19 protein-coding genes are annotated in these 20,254 nt (G+C 40.1%); 2 read left to right on the top strand and 17 right to left on the bottom strand.

Going from position 1 to position 20,254, the window contains the following annotated elements:
- Positions 1-40: 40 nt before the first annotated feature.
- From NSS77_RS06110 to NSS77_RS06085, 6 genes are all read right to left on the bottom strand, one after another.
- The gene (locus NSS77_RS06110) at positions 41-2,479 is read right to left on the bottom strand and encodes an ATP-dependent Clp protease ATP-binding subunit (RefSeq protein WP_342470829.1); all 2,439 of its coding nucleotides are present in this window, start codon (positions 2,477-2,479) and stop codon (positions 41-43) included.
- Positions 2,469-3,569: a protein arginine kinase gene (locus NSS77_RS06105; protein WP_342470828.1), complete on the bottom strand. Its 1,101-nt coding sequence runs from the start codon at positions 3,567-3,569 to the stop codon at positions 2,469-2,471. The genes NSS77_RS06110 and NSS77_RS06105 overlap by 11 nt, the downstream gene beginning before the upstream one ends.
- On the bottom strand, positions 3,566-4,120 hold the full coding sequence (locus NSS77_RS06100; RefSeq protein ID WP_342470827.1) for a UvrB/UvrC motif-containing protein: 555 nt from the start codon (positions 4,118-4,120) through the stop codon (positions 3,566-3,568). Before NSS77_RS06100 ends, NSS77_RS06105 begins: the two co-directional genes overlap by 4 nt.
- Before the next feature lie 14 nt (positions 4,121-4,134).
- Positions 4,135-4,599 carry a CtsR family transcriptional regulator gene (locus NSS77_RS06095; RefSeq protein WP_342470826.1) on the bottom strand — a complete coding sequence of 155 codons (465 nt, stop codon included), beginning with the start codon at positions 4,597-4,599 and terminating at the stop codon, positions 4,135-4,137.
- Between the two features lie 204 nt (positions 4,600-4,803).
- Positions 4,804-5,109, bottom strand: coding sequence for a DUF4870 domain-containing protein (locus NSS77_RS06090; protein WP_342470825.1), 306 nt, complete (start codon positions 5,107-5,109; stop codon positions 4,804-4,806).
- A gap of 232 nt (positions 5,110-5,341) precedes the next feature.
- On the bottom strand, positions 5,342-5,569 hold the full coding sequence (locus NSS77_RS06085; RefSeq protein ID WP_342470824.1) for a hypothetical protein: 228 nt from the start codon (positions 5,567-5,569) through the stop codon (positions 5,342-5,344).
- A gap of 138 nt (positions 5,570-5,707) precedes the next feature.
- Between NSS77_RS06085 and NSS77_RS06080 the strand changes: the two genes are divergently transcribed.
- Positions 5,708-7,024, top strand: coding sequence for a globin-coupled sensor protein (locus NSS77_RS06080; RefSeq protein ID WP_342470823.1), 1,317 nt, complete (start codon positions 5,708-5,710; stop codon positions 7,022-7,024).
- 73 nt (positions 7,025-7,097) lie between these two features.
- On the opposite strand, the gene NSS77_RS06075 is transcribed toward NSS77_RS06080, so the two are convergent.
- The 6 genes from NSS77_RS06075 to adh form a co-directional block, all read right to left on the bottom strand.
- Positions 7,098-7,592: an acyl-CoA thioesterase gene (locus NSS77_RS06075; RefSeq protein WP_342470822.1), complete on the bottom strand. Its 495-nt coding sequence runs from the start codon at positions 7,590-7,592 to the stop codon at positions 7,098-7,100.
- 96 nt (positions 7,593-7,688) lie between these two features.
- On the bottom strand, positions 7,689-9,116 hold the full coding sequence (locus tag NSS77_RS06070) for an aldehyde dehydrogenase family protein (protein ID WP_342470821.1): 1,428 nt from the start codon (positions 9,114-9,116) through the stop codon (positions 7,689-7,691).
- 60 nt (positions 9,117-9,176) lie between these two features.
- The gene (locus tag NSS77_RS06065; protein WP_328215854.1) at positions 9,177-10,139 is read right to left on the bottom strand and encodes a DUF4003 family protein; all 963 of its coding nucleotides are present in this window, start codon (positions 10,137-10,139) and stop codon (positions 9,177-9,179) included.
- A gap of 442 nt (positions 10,140-10,581) precedes the next feature.
- Positions 10,582-11,862, bottom strand: a complete 1,281-nt coding sequence (locus NSS77_RS06060) for an IS4 family transposase (protein WP_342471212.1) — start codon at positions 11,860-11,862, stop codon at positions 10,582-10,584.
- A gap of 270 nt (positions 11,863-12,132) precedes the next feature.
- Positions 12,133-12,498: a DUF779 domain-containing protein gene (locus NSS77_RS06055; protein ID WP_141602024.1), complete on the bottom strand. Its 366-nt coding sequence runs from the start codon at positions 12,496-12,498 to the stop codon at positions 12,133-12,135.
- Positions 12,499-12,521: 23 nt separating this feature from the next.
- Positions 12,522-14,057 carry an aldehyde dehydrogenase gene (adh, locus tag NSS77_RS06050; RefSeq protein ID WP_342470820.1) on the bottom strand — a complete coding sequence of 512 codons (1,536 nt, stop codon included), beginning with the start codon at positions 14,055-14,057 and terminating at the stop codon, positions 12,522-12,524.
- A gap of 396 nt (positions 14,058-14,453) precedes the next feature.
- Here adh and NSS77_RS06045 point away from each other — a divergent pair, with 396 nt between their 5' ends.
- Positions 14,454-15,173: a hypothetical protein gene (locus NSS77_RS06045; RefSeq protein WP_342470819.1), complete on the top strand. Its 720-nt coding sequence runs from the start codon at positions 14,454-14,456 to the stop codon at positions 15,171-15,173.
- A gap of 88 nt (positions 15,174-15,261) precedes the next feature.
- On the opposite strand, the gene NSS77_RS06040 is transcribed toward NSS77_RS06045, so the two are convergent.
- From NSS77_RS06040 to NSS77_RS06020, 5 genes are all read right to left on the bottom strand, one after another.
- The gene (locus tag NSS77_RS06040; RefSeq protein WP_342470818.1) at positions 15,262-15,969 is read right to left on the bottom strand and encodes an ABC transporter ATP-binding protein; all 708 of its coding nucleotides are present in this window, start codon (positions 15,967-15,969) and stop codon (positions 15,262-15,264) included.
- The gene (locus NSS77_RS06035) at positions 15,969-16,745 is read right to left on the bottom strand and encodes an ABC transporter ATP-binding protein (protein ID WP_342470817.1); all 777 of its coding nucleotides are present in this window, start codon (positions 16,743-16,745) and stop codon (positions 15,969-15,971) included. Before NSS77_RS06035 ends, NSS77_RS06040 begins: the two co-directional genes overlap by 1 nt.
- Complete coding sequence (locus NSS77_RS06030) at positions 16,742-17,680, bottom strand: branched-chain amino acid ABC transporter permease (RefSeq protein ID WP_342470816.1); 939 nt, start codon at positions 17,678-17,680, stop codon at positions 16,742-16,744. The genes NSS77_RS06035 and NSS77_RS06030 overlap by 4 nt, the downstream gene beginning before the upstream one ends.
- Positions 17,681-17,692: 12 nt before the next feature.
- Positions 17,693-18,571 carry a branched-chain amino acid ABC transporter permease gene (locus tag NSS77_RS06025; protein ID WP_342470815.1) on the bottom strand — a complete coding sequence of 293 codons (879 nt, stop codon included), beginning with the start codon at positions 18,569-18,571 and terminating at the stop codon, positions 17,693-17,695.
- A 128-nt stretch (positions 18,572-18,699) separates the two neighbouring features.
- Entirely contained in the window at positions 18,700-19,920 is a 1,221-nt protein-coding gene (locus NSS77_RS06020; protein ID WP_342471211.1) for an ABC transporter substrate-binding protein, read from the bottom strand.
- Positions 19,921-20,254 lie beyond the last annotated feature (334 nt).

Below are 20,254 nucleotides of genomic sequence, written 5' to 3'. Positions count from 1 at the left end.
CAATCGCAGTTGGCTTGCGGACAGCTTCGTTTATAAAATTTTATGCACTTTCAACAGTATCTTTTTCTCTTACGACAAACGCGCCATCCACGTAGTCAAAGACGACTTTGCTATTTTTTGAAATAGTGCCTTTCAACAACTCTTCGGATAAACGGTCCTCAACATTTTTCTGTAAAGCACGGCGGATTGGACGGGCACCGTATTGAGGATCGTATCCTTCTTCCGCGATTTTCTCTAAAGCGGCATCCGTTAATTCCAAATCGATATCCTGATCTTTTAATCGTTTCACCAAAGATTTTGCCATCAAGGATACGATTTGTTTTAATTGATCTTTTTCCAACGGTTTGAACACAATGATTTCATCAATACGGTTTAGGAACTCTGGACGGAAGGCTTTTTTCAATTCTTCCATCATAGTAGATTTCATATCTTTATATTTGCTGTCTTTTTCTCCTACGCCGAATCCTAAGCTTTTTTGATATTTTAAGGCTTCCGCACCGATGTTGGATGTCATAATGACAACCGTGTTGCGGAAATCCACTGTGCGTCCTTTTGAATCCGTTAAGCGTCCATCATCGAGCACTTGCAATAAAATATTGAATACATCTGGATGGGCTTTTTCAATTTCGTCCAAAAGCACGACAGAGTATGGTTTTCGGCGCACTTTTTCCGTTAATTGGCCGCCTTCTTCAAATCCTACATATCCTGGAGGTGAACCAACAAGGCGGGAAGTGGAGTGTTTTTCCATATATTCGGACATGTCGATGCGGATCATTGCATCTTCATCTCCAAACATCACTTCTGCCAATGCTTTTGCAAGTTCTGTTTTCCCTACGCCAGTTGGCCCTAAGAAGATGAATGTACCAATTGGACGTTTTGGATCTTTAAGTCCTGCACGTGCACGGCGGATCGCTCTGGAGATTGCCTCAACCGCTTCATGTTGGCCGACAACGCGTTTATGCAATTCTTCTTCCAAGTTAAGCAGTTTTTCAGACTCTTCTTGAGCAATTTTGTTTACCGGAATTCCCGTCCACATGGAAACGACTTCGGCAATATCTTCCACTGTCACTTTGGATTCTTCTTTGCCTTGTTTTTCTTTCCATGATTTTTTCAATTGCTCGAGTTCTTCTTTAATTTTTTGTTCTGTATCGCGCAATGCTGCCGCTTTTTCAAACTCCTGGCTTGAAACGGCTGCGTTTTTCTCATTGCGCACATGTTCCAATTTATCTTCGAGAGCTTTTAGATTTGGTGGCACTGTGAATGAGCGTAAACGCACTTTTGATCCCGCTTCATCAATCAAGTCAATGGCTTTGTCCGGCAAGAAACGGTCTGAAATGTAACGATCGGATAATTTTGCCGCCGCTTCAATCGCTTCATCTGTAATTTTTACACGGTGATGCGCTTCATAACGGTCACGCAAACCTTTGATGATCTGGATTGTTTCTTCCACTGTCGGTTCATCGACTTGAATTGGTTGGAAACGGCGTTCCAAAGCGGCATCTTTTTCAATGTATTTTCGATATTCATCCAATGTTGTGGCACCAATGCATTGCAATTCTCCGCGGGCAAGGGCCGGTTTTAAAATGTTGGAAGCGTCAATCGCACCTTCCGCACCACCTGCTCCAATCAATGTGTGCAATTCGTCGATGAACAGAATGATGTTACCTGCTTGGCGAATTTCATCCATCACTTTTTTCAAGCGGTCTTCGAATTCACCACGATATTTTGTACCTGCTACAACCGTACCCATATCAAGCGTCATCACGCGTTTATCACGCAATGTTTCAGGCACTTCGTTATTGACGATTTGCTGGGCAAGTCCTTCTGCAATGGCTGTCTTACCTACACCCGGTTCACCAATCAACACAGGGTTGTTTTTTGTACGGCGTGAAAGCACTTCGATCACACGTGTGATCTCTTTGCTTCGTCCAATCACTGGATCAAGGCCGCCTTCACGGGCAATAGCAGTCAAATCCCGGGCTAAGCTGTCCAGTGTTGGTGTGCTGACTGTTTGAGTCGGATTGGCGTTTTGGGAAACATCATTGTTGCCCAAAAGCAATAGAACTTGTTGGCGGGCTTTATTGAGACTCACACCAGCGTTTGCAAGCACTCTCGCGGCAACACCTTCGCCTTCGCGAATCAATGCAAGCAGGATATGTTCTGTGCCGATGTAAGCATGGCCCAATTTCCGCGATTCATCAACGGCGAGTTCAATGACTTTTTTCGCTCTAGGTGTATAGTGAACAATTGGCCCTACATCTTTCGTTCCTTTTCCGACTAATTCTTCGATGCCCCGTTCAATCATTTCCGGCGTTACATCGATGGCTTCCAAAGCTTTTGCTGCGATGCCTCCGCCTTCCCGGATAAGCCCAAGCAAGATGTGCTCTGTGCCGATGGATTCATGTTTCCAACGGATCGCTTCTTCTTGTGCCAACTGCAACACTTTTTGGGCGCGTTGAGTGAATCGATTAAACATCATATCTTTCCTCTCCTTTTCCTCTAGGTTTTGAATTACCACTGTTTAATTTTTCGCGTATCAGTTTTGCTCTATATACATCCCGTTCAGCCGGTTCCAAGGTAGTGCCTGCATATTGTTGTACAAACCCCGGTTGAATAAGAATCGTACACTCATTTAAAATATGCTTTGAAACATCTTTAATGATTCCTAAATCAACACCTAACCGGACATTGGATAAACATGTCGCCGCTTCTTCGCTTGTCATGATCCGCGCATGTTTCAAAGTTCCATAAGCCCGGTGAATGCGGTCTTCCAAAGCGACTCTGGATTGTGCCAAAAGAGTTTGTCTTGCGTTTCGTTCCTGTTCAATAATTTGTGTCACGACTGTTTGCAAATCATCGACAATTTCATCTTCCGACTTGCCGAGAGTCACTTGATTTGAAATTTGATACATGTTTCCTAAGTTTTCGCTGCCTTCACCGTAGATGCCTCGCACGACCATGCCAAAGCGGGCAAGCATTTGGGTCAATGCTTTGATCTGTTTCGTCATGGAAAGTCCAGGCAAATGCATCATGACGGATGCTCTCATCCCTGTACCTACATTGGTTGGGCAGCTTGTTAAATAGCCGAATTCATTATGGAAAGCAAACGGCAATAATTTTTCAAGTTGACTATCCAATTTATTTGCCATTTCATAAGTTTCCATGAGCTTAAGTCCAGGGGATAAGCATTGGATTCTTAAATGGTCTTCTTCGTTGACCATGACGCTGATGGCTTCATCCTGCGAAATGATGACGGATGCAAACTTTTCCCTTTTTGCAAGCATTGGACTGATCAGATGTTTTTCCACGAGTACTTGGCGTTGCAGTACAGGCATTTCCTGTATTGTGAAATGGGAAAAATCATGATTGTTATCTTTCAATTGGTAAAACGCCTGCGTCACCATTTGATCGATTGTTTTCGCTTCTTCATCTGAAAAGATGATCGGAAAACGGAAACCCTCCAAATTTCTTGCCAACCGGATGCGTGTGGAAATCACAATGTCATCTTCCGCACCATCAGTTCCCATCCAACTTGGCGCCTCCGCTTTTAAGAAATATTCAAGATTCATGGTGTATCCACACCTCCCATTTCCAGCTTACGTTCCAATTCCTTGATTTCATCCCTGAATTTTGCCGCATCCTCAAAACGTTCGTCTTGGATCGCCAATTGCAGCTGCTCACGGGCATGTTCGATCTGTTTTTTCAAAATGCGGTTGTTATCCACTTTTTGTCCTGGTCTTTTTCCTGTATGTTTCGTTCCGGCCTGGAATTTTTCAAGTACTTGAGGAAGTTTTTCGCTAAAGGTTTCATAACATTGCGGGCAGCCTAATTTTCCTTCGTTTAAAAACTTGCGGAAAGTAAATCCACAAGCGGGGCATGCGACCGTTTGCACGGAAGGCTGAACAGTTCTTTCCTGCAAATCGTTTTTCCAGAGAGGCATGCCGAACCAGTTCGAAAGCAATTGATGGATCGGGAATTGTTCTTCTTTGGGAAAATCCAGGCTGAATGGATGAAATTGTGCGGCACATACTTCGCAATAATGTTTCTCGCTTTTATGTCCATTGATGATTTGTGTGACTGTAACCGTTGCTTTCCGTTGCTTACAGTGTTCACAAAGCATGACCTACCACCTCTTCATTTTTCATATTTTAAAGTTAATAACATCGCTTTTAAAATCGCCGACCTCAATTCATCGCGAGTTGGTAGTTGCAGCTTTAATGTATCCCGATTGACGGCTGCGAGCATCAATGTTGCTTCTCTTTCATTGATCATTTCTTCTTCCAGCAAGCGATAAATGATATCTTCCGCCATATTTTGGGTGGCGCCTTTTTCGATTTGCTTTATTAAATGATCTATCAACTCAACTTTTGAGCTCGGTTTCACACGGAAAATCCGGATATATCCACCGCCACCCCGTTTACTTTCAACAAGGTAGCCTTTTTCCACCGTGAATCGTGTATTGATTACATAATTAATTTGCGAGGGAACACACTGGAATTTATCGGCCAATTCGCTGCGTTTGATTTCAATATGTCCTTTACCATCTAATTCGATAACCCTTTTTAAATACCCTTCAATCAAGTCGGAAATATTTTTCATTTTTTTTACAATTCACCTCGCTTTTTTGACTTTGACTTTCTTTGACTTTATTATATTTCCTTTTTCGCTCATGTGCAAATAAAAACCCTCGACAAAATGGAGGTTAAAAAAATCGACAATACGTATTACTTTACGTTTTGCCGATTTTTATCTAATATATTCATCTTTGCTTAAAGATGCAGGGTCATGAAAAGGTCCTGCCGATTACACCCAACGGCCTACAAAAGGATAGTTCCAATCGTTCTCCTGAAGGGCATTGATAATACCGATAATTGGAACAACAATTGTCATAATGCCGAAAATGATTAAGAATGGAATGCCAATCAATACGAAACTTAACACCGTCGATATGCCAATCAATACCCACATGACGAATTGGAATAACAACGCTTGGACGGAAAGCCGCTTCACACTTTCATCACTGCTGATTAAGAAAAATAAAATTGGCACTAAAACCGGAGCAAAAAACGCACTTGCATGTATGATTACTTTCGCCCACTTTTCTTCCATATATTTGTCAACTCCCGTTTCTTTTTGTTCATATTTATTAATTACTTGCTATATACATATACGGATGATTCTTTTAATAGTTTCAACTTCTTGAAATTTTTTTAAATTTATTGCTTAATTCACCACTTATTTTTTCCATTGTTTTCAATTAATAGACAAAAAGTTCTTTAGAAATTTCAATGTTGTATGCTATTATTTGAAAAAAGAAAAAAGCCTGCCCATATGAGCGGCTTTACTTATCCTTTTTTTGTCCATCCACATTTTTCGGATCTACATAATCAGGATGTTCTGTAGGGAATAGAAAGCGGGCAAAAAGACCCGAAAATAGGGTAGCACTGATGATAATCAATATTTTATGGTTCTTTGGTACTTCTTCAAACATATGATTCAACATCAGGGCAGCAAATACTGCCACTGTCACCATTGAAACTATGATATATGCAAGCCTTCGCTGGTTCATCTTGACAAACATCCTTTGCGCTTACTTTTAAATACATAAACTAATCGTATTTTACAACGTATCCAAGGAAAATACAAATTCAGGTATTGAGTTTGCAAGAATGATTTTAATAAAAAATGATTAGAGTGGGGGATACATATGAAGTTTGTGCCATTCAGTAAAGACGGCAAGTCAATGGAGGAACGGTTTTTTGATCTTGAAACATATGTTCACGATGTATTAATCGAGGTTTCCGAGTATCCCGGCATAGCTAAGCAAATTGAAACAATTCAATTGACCAAAAATGATTTGGCTATCCTGCGCCAGTTAAAACCTCTCATTAAAAACTATATTCCAAAAATGGTGAATACTTTTTACGATAACATTTCGATTAATCGCCAACTCGTTGATCTTATCAATCGATATTCAACAATGGACCGATTAAAAAAAACGCTCACCAAACATATAAATGATATTTTCGAAGGGCAGATTGATAAAAAATATATCGAAAACCGGACTAGGATTGCTCTTGCGCATATCAAGATTGGACTGATGTCAAAATGGTATCTTTCATCATTCCAATCTCTGAATTCTTCTTTTGCACAGTTCATCCAAGAATTGAATCTTTCGAATGAAGAAGCATTGCGCGCAACCAATGCCTTCTCAAAGATTATCAATTTGGAACAGCAGCTCGTAATTGAAGCCTATGAAAAAGAACAAGAACGGGTCCGCAAAGAAAATGACAAAATAAAACAATCTCTGATCGCATCCATTCAACAAATCGCCCAAGAACTGAATATGATGAATCAAGAAACGACGACATCCATCCAAATCATTTCAGAGCAATCTCAAAATATTGCTTCATCCACATCGCAAGGTTTGGATTATGTTGCGGATACAGAAGAAAAATCAAATCAGGGTAAATCCCAATTGGCGAAACAAACAGACTTGATGAATATGATTTTAAACAGTGTCAATTTATTGGAAGATTCCATGATTCATTTACGTTCGTCTTCCCAAAAGATTTCTGAAATTGTCAATTTGGTGACTGGCATTGCCGATCAGACAAACTTGCTCGCTTTAAACGCTTCCATTGAAGCCGCCCGTGCAGGCGAACACGGGAAAGGGTTTGCCGTTGTAGCGGAAGAAGTGCGAAAGCTTGCGGAAGAAACGAAGAAAGCCGTGCAAAGCGTTTCTACATTAATAAAAGAAATGGAAGCGAATATTTCTGAAATGACATCCAGTGTAAATAACGTGGATGAACAAGTGAAACTAAGTGTGGAAACTCAGGAGCATTTGGCGGAATCCTTTGAACAAATTGCCAAGAAAGTGTCGGGAATCCGCAATCAGTATGCTTCCACTTCCAAAGATATTGAACAAATTTCCAATAATATTGCAAACCTGGTGGAAAGCACTTCTCTTATAGCCAAATCTTCGGATACTTTAATTAAAGCGGTTCACGATTTTTCGAATTAATGGATAAAAGAACTTCAACCTGCTTATAAAAACCGAAGCTGTCTGGAAAAATATTTCCGGACAGCTTCAATATTTATTTTAAGAGGGCAACCTCTTTTAATTTTTTTCTTTTTTCCTTCCTCAACTTTTGTCTTTCTAATCCGGCTTTGTGTAATCTCTCTTCTTCCACCGTCTCCGGATAAACTTCCGGAACCGGCGTCGGTTTCCCTTCTTCATCAATGGCCACCATCGTTACAAAAGATTCTGTTGTCAATTTTTCCTCTCCGGTTTTGATGTTGCGGGACAAGACACGCACATACACTTCCATGGATGTCCTTCCTGTGGAAGTGACGATGGCTTCCAACTCCAACATATCCCCCACATAAGCGGGAGAAACGAAATCGACGGAATCAAATGAAGCGGTTACCACTTCTTTCTTACAATGTTTCATGCAAGAAAGTGCCGCTATTTCATCAATATACGCCAAGATCTTTCCTCCGAAAATGGAACCATATTGATTCGCATCAGGAGGTAATACGAGTCGGTTCTGAACCGTACGTGACTGGCTCATTGGATATGCATTGCTCATTTTATGTCCTCCAATTCATTGTATATTATTCCAATACATTGCGATTATTATGCAAACATAATATTAATTTCATACAGATGAGCATTGCAACTTTTTTTACAGGTCTGTTTTAATCGTTATAAATTTCAAATCCGTCATTTCTTCAATGGCATATTTAATACCTTCCCGCCCATATCCGCTATTTTTCACACCGCCATATGGCATATTATCTATGCGGAATGTCGGGATATCATTAATGACAACCGCCCCCGCTTCCAATTCATCCGCCGCTTTTAAAGCATCTGTAAGAACGTTAGTATATATTCCCGCATTTAAACCTAAATCGGAGGCATTGACATATTGAATCGCTTCATCCAATGTTTTGTAAGGGACGATGGAAACAATCGGCGCAAAGGTTTCCAAGCACATGATTTTCATATCCGGTTTCACGTTCACCATCACGGTTGGAGTCATCGTGCGTTCAGTGAATTCCGCACCTGTCGCCACTTCCGCCCCTTGCGCTTTCGCTTCTTCTATCCAAGCTTTGATGCGCTCGACTTCTTTCGGATGAATCATGGCGCTTAAATCCGTCGTCGGGTCAAACGGATCTCCCAGTTTCAATTTTTTCGTTTCTTTCACAAAAGCCTCTGTAAATTGATCGTAAATGGATTCATGAACATAAATTCGTTGCAGCGAAATGCATACTTGTCCGGAAAAGCCGAATGCGCCGCTCACCGTGCGAGGGACGATTTTTTCGATCGGCGTGCTCGGTTCGATGATAACCGCCGCATTGGAACCCAATTCTAATGTCACTTTTCTTAAGCCCACTTTTTCTTTGATTTTCATTCCAACCGCGCCACTGCCAGTGAACGTCACTTTTTTCACAAAAGGATGGGTCACTAGCACATCGCTCAATTCTCCGCCTGAGCCGGTCACGATTTGCAATGCGCCATCAGGAAGACCGGCTTCTTTAAAAATTTCCGCCATCGCCAATGCGCTTAACGGTGTTTGAGTGGCCGGTTTTAAAACAACCGTATTTCCGACTGCAAAGGCTGGCCCCAATTTATGGGCAACGAGATTGAACGGAAAGTTAAATGGCGTAATGGCCGAAACAACTCCTAGAGGGATACGTTTTGTAAAGCCGAGGCGATTTTTTCCACCCGGAGCTGCATCCATCGGCACGGTTTCGCCAAAAACATTTTTTGCCGCCTCTGCCGAAAACTGATAAGTGGCAATCGTACGGTCCAATTCAGCAAGTCCGGCGGTAATCGGCTTTCCAGCTTCATTGGCAAGAATTTCTGCAAATTCTTGTTTTCTTTTCTTCATGATGTCCACAACTTTATATAAGATTTCCGCTCTTTCATACGCAGATGTTTTTTTAAACGTTTGGAAAGCCTCATGAGCTCCCTGGATGGCCCGTTCCACATCTTGTACAGAAGCCTTTGCCACTTTGGCAATCACTTCGCCAGTATAAGGAGCCGTTAAGTCATAGTTTTCTTTCGCTTCCTCCCATTGACCGTTAATCCATAATTTTGTTTCTTTCATCTCCTACACCTCCATTATGATTTATTTCCATTTTATCACTCCCAACAATTTTTGAGTGAATCAACGGAAGAAATCCAACAAATCAATTCCAGGCAAAAAAATAATATCCACAACATCCAGCGTAATTTCCATAACATCAATTAAATCTTCAATAAAAAGCTCTTTCATATCGACCATATTTTGCACCTCAACCAGCTCTCTCATGATTTTTTGGATGGCGACAATTAGTGCCAATTCCTTTGCCATGCGGAATATTTTTAATTCCAATAAAGCTTTCTGCCATTCCGCTATTTCATCTATTTTTTCATTATCTGTTGCATTTAACGCTAAAATCCCCAAATACGGATAGTGTATCGGTTTTACTTTGATGCCTCTATGATTCAATGAATGCCGCAGCTCTGCCACATACTGGAGAAGCGTTTCGTTATAATCGGCGCTGTACATTGTTAAAATTTGCGCAAGGGATTGAAGGGAATTGCCCAACAGAAACCCTTGTTTTCTTAAAGCTTTGTAATATTGCACCATTGTTTCTACTTGTAATTGAGGGGGTTCATTTACTTTTGATAATAAAACTGCATAAGGTACATCTTCTTTGGACGTTAAAATGAATTGTTTCCTGTGCATTTCATCATATAACGTTTTTGCCCGTTTTGCGTGAAGATGAATATCTTCATCCAGCATCATCGCACCCGCCAACCGGAAAGGGGAGTTATGAAACCCGGCTTCTTTTAACGCCCCATCCCTTTGCAATAAATTTTCAAAGCATGCTTCCAAATCTTGCCCCAAAAACCGGGCGGCTATGTAATAGGGAATCGGCGAATTTTTTTGGATGGACAAAGCCTTTTTTGAGTATTCCGCCATTTGGTCGACGATTTTTTGCAGCGCCACTCCGCTGAATTCCCTTTTTTCAAGGGTATACTTGCTGGCAAGGGAAATAACCGCGCTTACTTTAAATTGATTTCCAAAATAATTGACGACCCGGTTGTAATTGTTTTGAAGTTCTTCGGTAAATTGTGTATCCATTTCTAATCACTCCTAGTTGTTATACGTTTTCCAGGAGGACAAGTTTCAAAATGAATAAAGAGGCTGGGACATAACTAATAAAGTGAACGAGCTGCAAAAAAAATTTTTGTAAAAAATTGATATCACAGAAAAATGATTGGAGTGACGGGGCGACTCCTGCGGGAACAGCCCGAGTCTCGAGACCCCGCAGGAGCGAAGGTTTGAGCTCCGAGGAGGCTCGAGCCCAATGTCAGAAACTTATTCAACCAATAATTTACAGTTAGTAGGCAACCATCTGGCTGTCTACTTTTAAAAATACTATTCAACCTACAAAGTGTTGATAATTTTCTAAAATCGGCTAAAAAAGGCAATAGGATGCCCGGGGCTTAAATTTTTATTTTTTTAAGCCCCTAATTTATTTACATTTAATAAACAAATAGGTTATATTTATCCTATGTTTTGTTTATAGACACCTTTTTTGGTTTAGGGGATACTTTGTTGAGAACAGACCATTCCTTCGTGGGTAGCTTCTCCCAGACCGAATAGGTGTCTTATTTCTTATAATCACTTTCATGATTTTTGTAAACATTCTCTCTCTTTTGATTGGACAATCTTCTAATAATAAGTGAACCATCCTATCCTTTAATTTTCCTATTAAGATATTTGTGTTTACTTGATAATCATGTTTTCGTCTTTTTTTCTTACTCTCCTCATTAATTGTTTCATTGGCATCATTTCTCAATAAACTGACCATATTCGATAAATATATTGATGCATAGAAATCTTGTTCAATTGCGATTTTCGAACTACCCGTGAAATTTTCTATTTCGATTTTATTTTTCACATCATTATATTCTGTTTCAATTCCCCAGCGTTTAAAATAAAGAGATTTAAACTCAGAGATATCAAACTCTTCCTCGGTTAAATTTGTGACAAGTATTTCTTCCGTGCCAGAATCCAGTGGGAATCTAACTACACGAGCAGTAATCACTTGTTTCCTATGTATTATATGAATGTTTTGATCAGCATCTTTCGCTTCGACAATTTCCTTTATCGTATTTTTTTGACATCGCATCACATATTTGATACCAAGGGCATCTAAATAGGCAATAAAATCTCTCGATGGATACCCTCGATCAAATAAAAAAAGATCATTTTTTAATCCAATTTGTACGAGTTCTTCAATCATATCCTTTGCACTATCTCGCTCAGCTACCTTATATGGATTGATTCTAGAAGTAATAATGATTCCATTCTCAAGATCGTAAATACAAGAGGCACTAGCTCTTGCATAACTTGTCTTATGATTTTTTCCATACCCAAAATAATTTCGAAGCTCCTCAGTATCAGGAATTTGGAGCACACTTCCATCGATTGCGCAAAGTCTAAATCCACGATAAGTTTTAAAGGAATTTTCTTCATAATACCAATTCACAATCGCTTTTGTAAGTTTTACAAAAGCGAGAGGAGAAATCTTTTTTCGTGCGGCTGAATAGCCTTGTTTGGAAATACTAATTTCTGATAAATTAAATTTGTCGAAAAAGTCGTCAAGTTCAATTTGGAGGCTCTTTTTAACAAAGTTTAAGCTAAATAGAATAGTATTTTTAAAATTTAACTTCTTTTCTTTTCGTGTAAAATACGTTTCTTTTGTCCGAGATTCAAGCATAAACATCACATCATTCAGCAACTTTCGAGTAATCTCAATTGCCCCTAAAAAAGTACTTTTTGTTTTCAAAAAAACCACCATCCTCGTTTTATTAACCAAAAATTGGCTTCTAAAACGATTTTGGTGTCCTTTTTAAAATTACAAGAGGCTTATTACCTAATTTTATAAAAGTTAAATTAAATATTATTTTCCATTAAATGTAACATTAAGTTGATGACATTGGGCTCGAGCCGGGCCCGCGGAAAGCGTCCCCGGAACGGAAATCAATTTTCTTCAATTATCAAAAAAACACCATTTTTCTCCCGTGAGAAAATGGTGTTTTTTATCTTTTGTCCCAGCCTCTTTTATTTATGAACTTACCTTTTTTAATTCCGCGAGTTCATCGGAAGTGAATGCCCTTGATCTGGTCAAGAAGCGTTTTCCTTCCACACCTTCCAAACTGAACATGCCACCGCGGCCTTCTACAACATCAATGATCAGTTGCGTATGCTTCCAATATTCAAATTGGGTTTTATGCATATAAAATTTGGCTCCACCAATTTCCCCTAATAATATATCATTGTCTCCGATGATTAAATCCCCTTCAGGATAACACATAGGAGAAGAGCCATCGCAACATCCGCCTGATTGATGGAAAATAATTGGACCATGTTTTTTCTTTAACTGTTCAATGAGGGCAAGGGCTGCATCCGTCGCAACAACGCGTTCCACCAAAGCCATCCCTCCCTGGATAGAAATTAGAAGAAGCCAAGTTTATTTGGATCGTAGCTCACCAGCAAGTTTTTCGTTTGTTGATAGTGTGAAAGCATCATTTTGTGCGTTTCACGGCCGATTCCGCTCATTTTGTATCCGCCGAACGCTGCATGAGCAGGATATTGATGGTAACAGTTTGTCCATACACGTCCCGCTTGGATGCCGCGTCCCATTCGATAAGCGGTATTGATGTCGCGAGTCCATACGCCTGCGCCTAAACCGTACATTGTATCGTTTGCGATTTCCAACGCTTCTTCCGGCGTTTTAAATGTTGTGACTGCCACAACCGGTCCGAAAATTTCTTCTTGGAAAATGCGCATTTTGTTATGGCCTTTGAAAACAGTCGGCTTAATGTAGTAGCCATCCGCCAGTTCGCCATCCAATTTGTTGCGCTCACCACCAATAAGCAGTTCCGCACCTTCCTGCTTGCCAATATCAATGTAAGATAAAATCTTCTCCATCTGTTCCGTTGAAGCCTGAGCCCCAATCATTGTCGACGGATCAAGCGGGTTTCCTTGCTTAATGGCTTTCACCCGTTCAAGGGCCCGTTCCATAAATTTATCGTAAATGGATTCCTGGATTAACGCTCTTGAAGGGCATGTACATACTTCCCCTTGGTTTAGGGCAAACAATACAAAGCCTTCAATCGCTTTATCCAAAAATTCATCATCCGCATCAAAAACATCTTCAAAGAAGATATTTGGCGATTTTCCACCCAGCTCCAATGTTACTGGAATAATATTTTGTGATGCATATTGCATAATGAGTCTGCCTGTCGTTGTTTCACCGGTAAAAGCCACTTTTCCAATGCGCGGATTGGATGCCAATGGTTTTCCGGCTTCCAAACCAAAACCGTTTACAATATTGACAACACCCGGTGGCAATAAATCTTCAATAAGCTCCATCAACACCAAAATGGAAGTTGGAGTTTGCTCAGCCGGTTTTAAAACCACGCAGTTTCCTGCCGCAAGGGCTGGTGCCAGTTTCCATGTTGCCATTAAAATTGGGAAGTTCCATGGAATAATTTGTCCAACTACACCAATTGGTTCATGAAAATGGTATGCTATCGTATTGTCATCAATTTGGCTGATGCCGCCTTCTTGAGCCCGAATGACTCCTGCAAAATAGCGGAAATGATCGATAGCCAGAGGTATATCCGCATTTAATGTTTCACGGACCGGCTTACCATTTTCCCAGCTTTCAGCAACTGCTAGCAATTCTAAATTTTCTTCCATGCGATCGGCGATTTTGTTCAAAATTTTTGCTCTTTCCGCAACGGAAGTTCTTCCCCAAGCATCCTTCGCATTATGAGCTGCATCAAGGGCAAGTTCAATATCTTCCGCTGTGGAACGAGCCACTTTCGTGTAAGGTTTCCCAGTGACCGGCGAAATGTTGTCAAAATACTCACCATTCACTGGCGGTGTCCATTTTCCTCCGATATAGTTGTCGTATCGCTCCTTAAAGTTTACAATTGCTCCTTCCGTGTTTGGAAATGCATATGCGGCAGTTAAAACTGACATTTCTACTACTCCCCCTTAAAAAATTTTATACCTTCTCCTTGCAGACCCATCATTGTCTACTAAAAGGTATTTAATAATTATTTATTCAGAAACTTCCTGGTTTATTTCTGAATAATATAAAATTTTTTGCCTTGTTATCCTTTCTTTCAAACATACCCCCTATGAACTAATTCAATCAGTTTCTTATCTTTACCCAACCCTTAACGGCAATAAACTACTTATTGCTCGAAAATTTTTATTTTTTCTTTTTTATTTCCGTTTTTTCTCTTTTTCCCAAAACTTTCTCTTACTTTATTTTTCATTGATTCATAGAAATATATAGTCTTTTCTAGTCAAATGGTTGTACAATATATTTAATAGGTTCCGGTTTTCAGAGATAAAAAAGGTGGGATCAATATGTTATCCATTCAAAGCACTGAACGATTGACGGGGGGCCGAATCAGCGGCGACTATTGGGATTTAGATGAGCTGATCAATTCCATCTATGAAGTCATTGGGGATGAAAATAAATATTACGATTACCAAGGGGCCAGACAACGCATTTTAAAAGTTTGCCTTCATTTGAGAAAAGCGACGCAAGGCGAATGCAATATCGAATTTGTTGCAAATGGAATACATAAAGGAATCGAAAAGAAAAAAGACATTCTTGCCCCACAAAAAAATGTCTATTTTTCCGTTGAAATTTTATGGCCGGAATTAATTTTTACCACGCTTGCTTTAAATGACTTCATCGATTTGTATAATGAATTCATCGACGGCAATCCATGGAATCCACATATAACAACGATCCGGAAATTCCAGTCTGTTGTTACGGATTGTTTAAGGGAGCATTTGCCGGAAGAACATTTCAATGTATTTATTCATCTCATGTTCAATAAGTCACCAAAGTACTACCGTTATGCCACCCAATATGTAGATGTTTTAAACTTGGAGTATTTGAAACTTTCGTTTGAAGAAAGAAAGGAGAATTTAGGCGCCTTTGCCATCCGGCTGATGGTGGAGGATGATGAATACATTGCATTAAAAGATGAAATATTGGCCACTGCAAATCTTACAAAACACGAAATCCATGAATTGCCTATTCAAATGAAATATCCTGACCATATTGAATGGTAAAAATCATGCTCCGCTGAATCAGATCGCCATAAAAAGTGAAAAAGGCTTACCGAAAAGATCCGTTCTCTTTTCGGATAAGCCTTTTTCATTATATGCCACCCAAATATGCAGCTTTTACTTGCTCACTTTCTTGAAGTTCTTTCGCTTCTCCTGACAATACGATTCTTCCCGTCTCAATAACATAAGCCCGGTCTGCAATTGATAGTGCCATGTGGGCGTTCTGTTCGACAAGCAAAATCGTTGTTCCTTCTTTATTAATGGATTGAATGATTTCAAAGATTTGCTGAACGATTAATGGAGCCAACCCCATCGATGGTTCATCCAAAAGCAACAGCTTTGGTTTAGACATGATGGCTCTTCCAATCGCCAACATCTGTTGTTCCCCACCGGATAAAGTACCGGCCAATTGTTTTCTACGCTCTTTTAAGATTGGGAACATTTCAAATACATGGTTCAAATCTTTTTTGATCCCTTCCCGATCTTTCCGAAGATATGCGCCCAAATCCAAATTCTCTTCAACGGACATATTGGCGAATACTCTGCGGCCTTCCGGTACATGGATAATACCGTTTTTCACAATCACCTGTGCCGGTTTGCCCCCGATTTGTTGCTTGTTATATGTGATTGTGCCATGTTTTGGTTTCAACAAACCGGACAATGTTTTTAATAAGGTTGTTTTTCCTGCGCCGTTCGCACCGATTAACGTAACAATCTCACCTTCATTTACTTCCAAGGAGACATCTTTTAATGCATGGATATTCCCATAATATACATCAATATTATTTACTTGTAACATTAGTTCTTAACCTCCTCGCCAAGGTAAGCTTCGATAACTTTAGGATTGTTACGTATTTCTTCCGGTGTTCCTTCCGCTATCAATTGGCCATGGTCCAGCACGTAAATCCGTTCACAAATCCCCATGACCAAACTCATGTCGTGTTCGATCAATAATATTGTCAAATCAAATTCTTTTCGGATTAATGCAATCAAATCCATTAAATCTTGTGTTTCTTGCGGGTTCATACCTGCTGCGGGCTCGTCCAACAAAAGCAGCTTTGGCCCCGCAGCAAGCGCCCGGGCGATTTCAAGGCGACGTTGCATCCCATAAGGCAAGTTTTTGGCCAATTCATCTTTATAAACATCGAGTCCGAAAATTTTTAAGAACTCAATGGACTCTTTCTCCATTTCCGCTTCGCCTTTAAAATGGCTTGGCAATCGGAGGATGGAAGAAAGGATGGAATGGTTTGCAAGGTGATGGTTTGCAATTTTTACGTTATCCAATACAGTCAAATCTTTGAACAAGCGGATATTTTGGAAAGTCCGGCTGATCCCTTTATGGGTTACTTGATACGGTTTTAACCCTTTAATGCTTTTGCCGTCAAAGGTAATTTCACCTTCAGTTGGCGTATATACGCCGGTCAACATGTTGAATGTTGTTGTTTTTCCGGCTCCATTCGGACCAATAAGGCCGATAAGTTCACCTTTATTGATATACATGTTTACATTTTGAACCGCTTTTAATCCGCCAAACTGTATGCCGATGTTCTCTAACTTTACAAGAGGATTGCTCATGCTTCAGAACCTCCTCTTTTTTTCATTTTGAATACATCTTTCAGCTCTTTCGTTCCCATGAGTCCTGCTGGTCGGTACAACATCACAAGAATCAACACGACGGAGTAAATAATCATACGTGTTTCCGGGAATGCCTGCAAATATTGTGAAACAGCTGTTAAGAAGATCGCTGCAATGACAGAACCTGAAAGACTTCCTAAACCTCCCAACACAACGTAAATCAAAATTTCAAAGGATTTTAGGAAGTTAAATGCTGTCGGTTGAATGATATAGAAGTTATGTGCATAAAGCGCGCCTGCAACTCCCGCAAAAAGTGAACCGATAACAAAAGCAACCACTTTATAATAAGTTGTATTAATCCCCATTGCATCGGCGGCGATTTCATCTTCACGGATCGCCAAACAGCTGCGTCCATGCCGTGACTTTGTAAAGTTGGAAATAACCATGATGGTAATCACAACACCAACAAAGGCATAAGTCCAAGTAGTTGCGTGATTTACAACCATCCCAGCTGCCCCGCCTACATAATCCACATTTAAGAAAACAATTCGGATAATCTCTGCAAAACCTAATGTACAGATGGCCAGGTAATCACCCTTCAAACGCAATGAAGGCACACCAACAAGTACGCCGGCAACAGCCGCCACAACACCTGCCAAGATGATCCCAACAATAAACGGCAAGCCCAATTTCATCGTACAAATGGCGCTAATATACGCACCTACCGCCATAAATCCGGCATGTCCAATGGAAAATTGCCCTGTAATCCCAATAACAATATGCAAACTTACTGCCAGCATAACGTTGATGCAAATTGTAATTAACATGTTTTGATAATACAAATCTAGCATTCCATTAGTAAGCATTACTTGTACAATTGCATAGATTACCAGCGCAAATGCTAAATAAATCCAAAAGGCTTTTGATTTTTTCATTACCCCAGTCACCTACACTTTCTCACGGATGTTTTTACCAAATAATCCTGCTGGTTTTAAAATCAAAATCAATATCAAAATAACGAAAGCTGCTGCATCGCGCCATAGCGAGAAACCAATAGAGCTTACAATCGTTTCGACGATTCCCAAAATGAATCCTCCGACCATCGCGCCTGGAATGCTTCCAATTCCGCCTAATACCGCTGCGATGAAAGCTTTCAACCCTGGAAGAACACCCATTAACGGATCGATTCTTGTGTAATAGGAACCAAAGATGACTCCCGCTGCCCCTGCCAAGGCAGAACCAATCGCAAACGTTGCAGAGATGGTATTATCAACGTTAATCCCCATCAATCTGGCAGCATCCGCATCGTGAGAAACTGCACGCATCGCTTTTCCGATTTTCGTTTTGTGTACGATGAATTGCAAAAGAATCATAAGAATAATGGTTACGATCAAAATGAAAATTACTTTAGAATCTAACTTCGCACCCAAAATTTCAATAGTTTTGTCCGGCAGCACTTCTTTCGGATACGCTTCAGGTGTCGCACCTCTAAAGAAAATCATGGTATATTCGATTAAAAATGACACCCCGATGGCTGTGGTTAACGCTGCGATCCGAGTCGCATTTCTTAAACGCTTATAAGCAACCCGTTCGATGATAACCCCGATGATCGCACAGGCAATCATTGCCGTAATTAATGCGGGAATAAACCCCATTTCCCATCGGGTGATGGCGAAAAAGCCGATAAATGCCCCAAGCATGAAAACGTCTCCATGAGCAAAGTTGATTAATTTAATAATCCCATAAACCATCGTATATCCCAACGCAATCAAGGCGTATATACTTCCCACGGAAATACCGTTAATGAGCTGCTGCAACCAATCCATAAAGTCACACTCCTTTTTGTAGCCTATGTAATTCTGTCAACTGCAGGCACCATAATGGTCAACTAATATTTGGAATTTTACACTACGAAAGGGAAAAGGGAGGCGGTGTGCCCCCCTTTCTTAAAACATTAAGGTTCAATCTTAGTTTTAAATACTTGTTTTCCATCTTTATACTCAAGGATCGTTGCGGATTTAACTGCGTTATGCTTTTCATCCACTGAGATTGTACCAGACACAAGCGAAATATCTTTCGTTGCAGCAAGTGCATCTTTAATTTTCTCGCCATCTACAGAACCAGCGCGCTCAATCGCATCTTTGATGAAGTAAACTGTATCGTATCCAAGGGCGTGGAATGCATTTGGCGCTTCACCGTACTTATCATTGAACGCTTTAACAAAGTCTTGGATTTTTGGATCTGGGTCTTCAGATGAATAGTGGTTGATGATGAATGAGTTGTTTAAGTTGTCGGCACCGGCCAATTCAACCAATTTTGGAGAATCCCATCCGTCAGCACCCATCAATGGAACGTCAATTCCCAATTCACGCGCTTGTTTTACAATCAAACCAACTTCTTCATAATATCCAGGAATGAAGATGAACTCTGGATTTTTGGATTTAAGCGTTGTCAATGTTGATTTGAAGTCTGTGTCTTTTGCCACATATGCCGCTTCAGCAACCACTTTGCCGCCATTAGCTTCGATTTGCTCTTTGAATGCAGCCGCCAAACCTTTGGCATAGTCTGAAGAGTTATCCGCAAAAATCGCTACATTTTTCACTCCAAGTTCTTCTGTTGCAAAGTTTGCAGCAATAACTCCTTGGAATGGGTCGATGAAGCAAGTACGGAATACGTATTCGTTGATAGATCCGTCTTCATTTTCAGTAACGTTTGGCGCAGTACCTGAAGCAGTCACTAAAGGAATTTTATTATCGTTCGCAATTTGCACAGTGGCAAGAACGTTACCGCTCGTTGCAGGTCCAATCATTACATCTACTTTTTCTTGTGTCGCTAGTCGAATCGCAGCGGATGTTGCTTCTGCGTTCTCTGATTTGTTATCCACAGGAACAAACTCAATCTTTTTGCCGTCAATTCCGCCATTGGCATTGATTTCTTCAATCGCAAGTTCTGCACCTTGTTTGATGGATGAACCGTAGGAAGCAACTCCTCCAGTCAACTCCAAGTTCGCACCAATTTTGATAACGCCGCCGTCTCCTCCGTTATCTGAACCGCTGTCTTTTGATGCATCGTCACCTCCGTCAGAACCCCCACTACAACCAGCTAGAGCTCCTAATACCAGCGAAGATGCCAGAAAGAGAGAGGCGTATTTTTTAAGTTTTTTTGTTTCCTCCATCATTATTAACTCCCCCCGTTACTAAATTTTTGTAGATAATTTATAGATATTAGATTTTTCAAAAAATAATGACACCTACCCCAGAAAACTAATATCATAATTTTCTGAAATAAGATTCCGTCTCTAATATCTAATTAAAATGTTTAGCTTTAAGTATTTTAAAACATTCTCTTTATTTAGTCTAGTGCGATTTTTTGGTAAATTTAAATATTTCGTATTATATGGAATTTTTAATTAATAAAATATTGATATTATATCTCGTTTATTATTTTTTTTATCAAATTTTTATATTTTTCTATCAATAATTTTCGATTATAAAAATTTACAATTTTTT

Source organism: Ureibacillus sp. FSL K6-3587 (assembly GCF_038593165.1).
Lineage (GTDB): Bacteria > Bacillota > Bacilli > Bacillales_A > Planococcaceae > Ureibacillus > Ureibacillus suwonensis.
The sequence above is the reverse complement of the archived record's forward strand: the minus strand, read 5'-3'. Positions and strand labels throughout refer to the sequence as shown.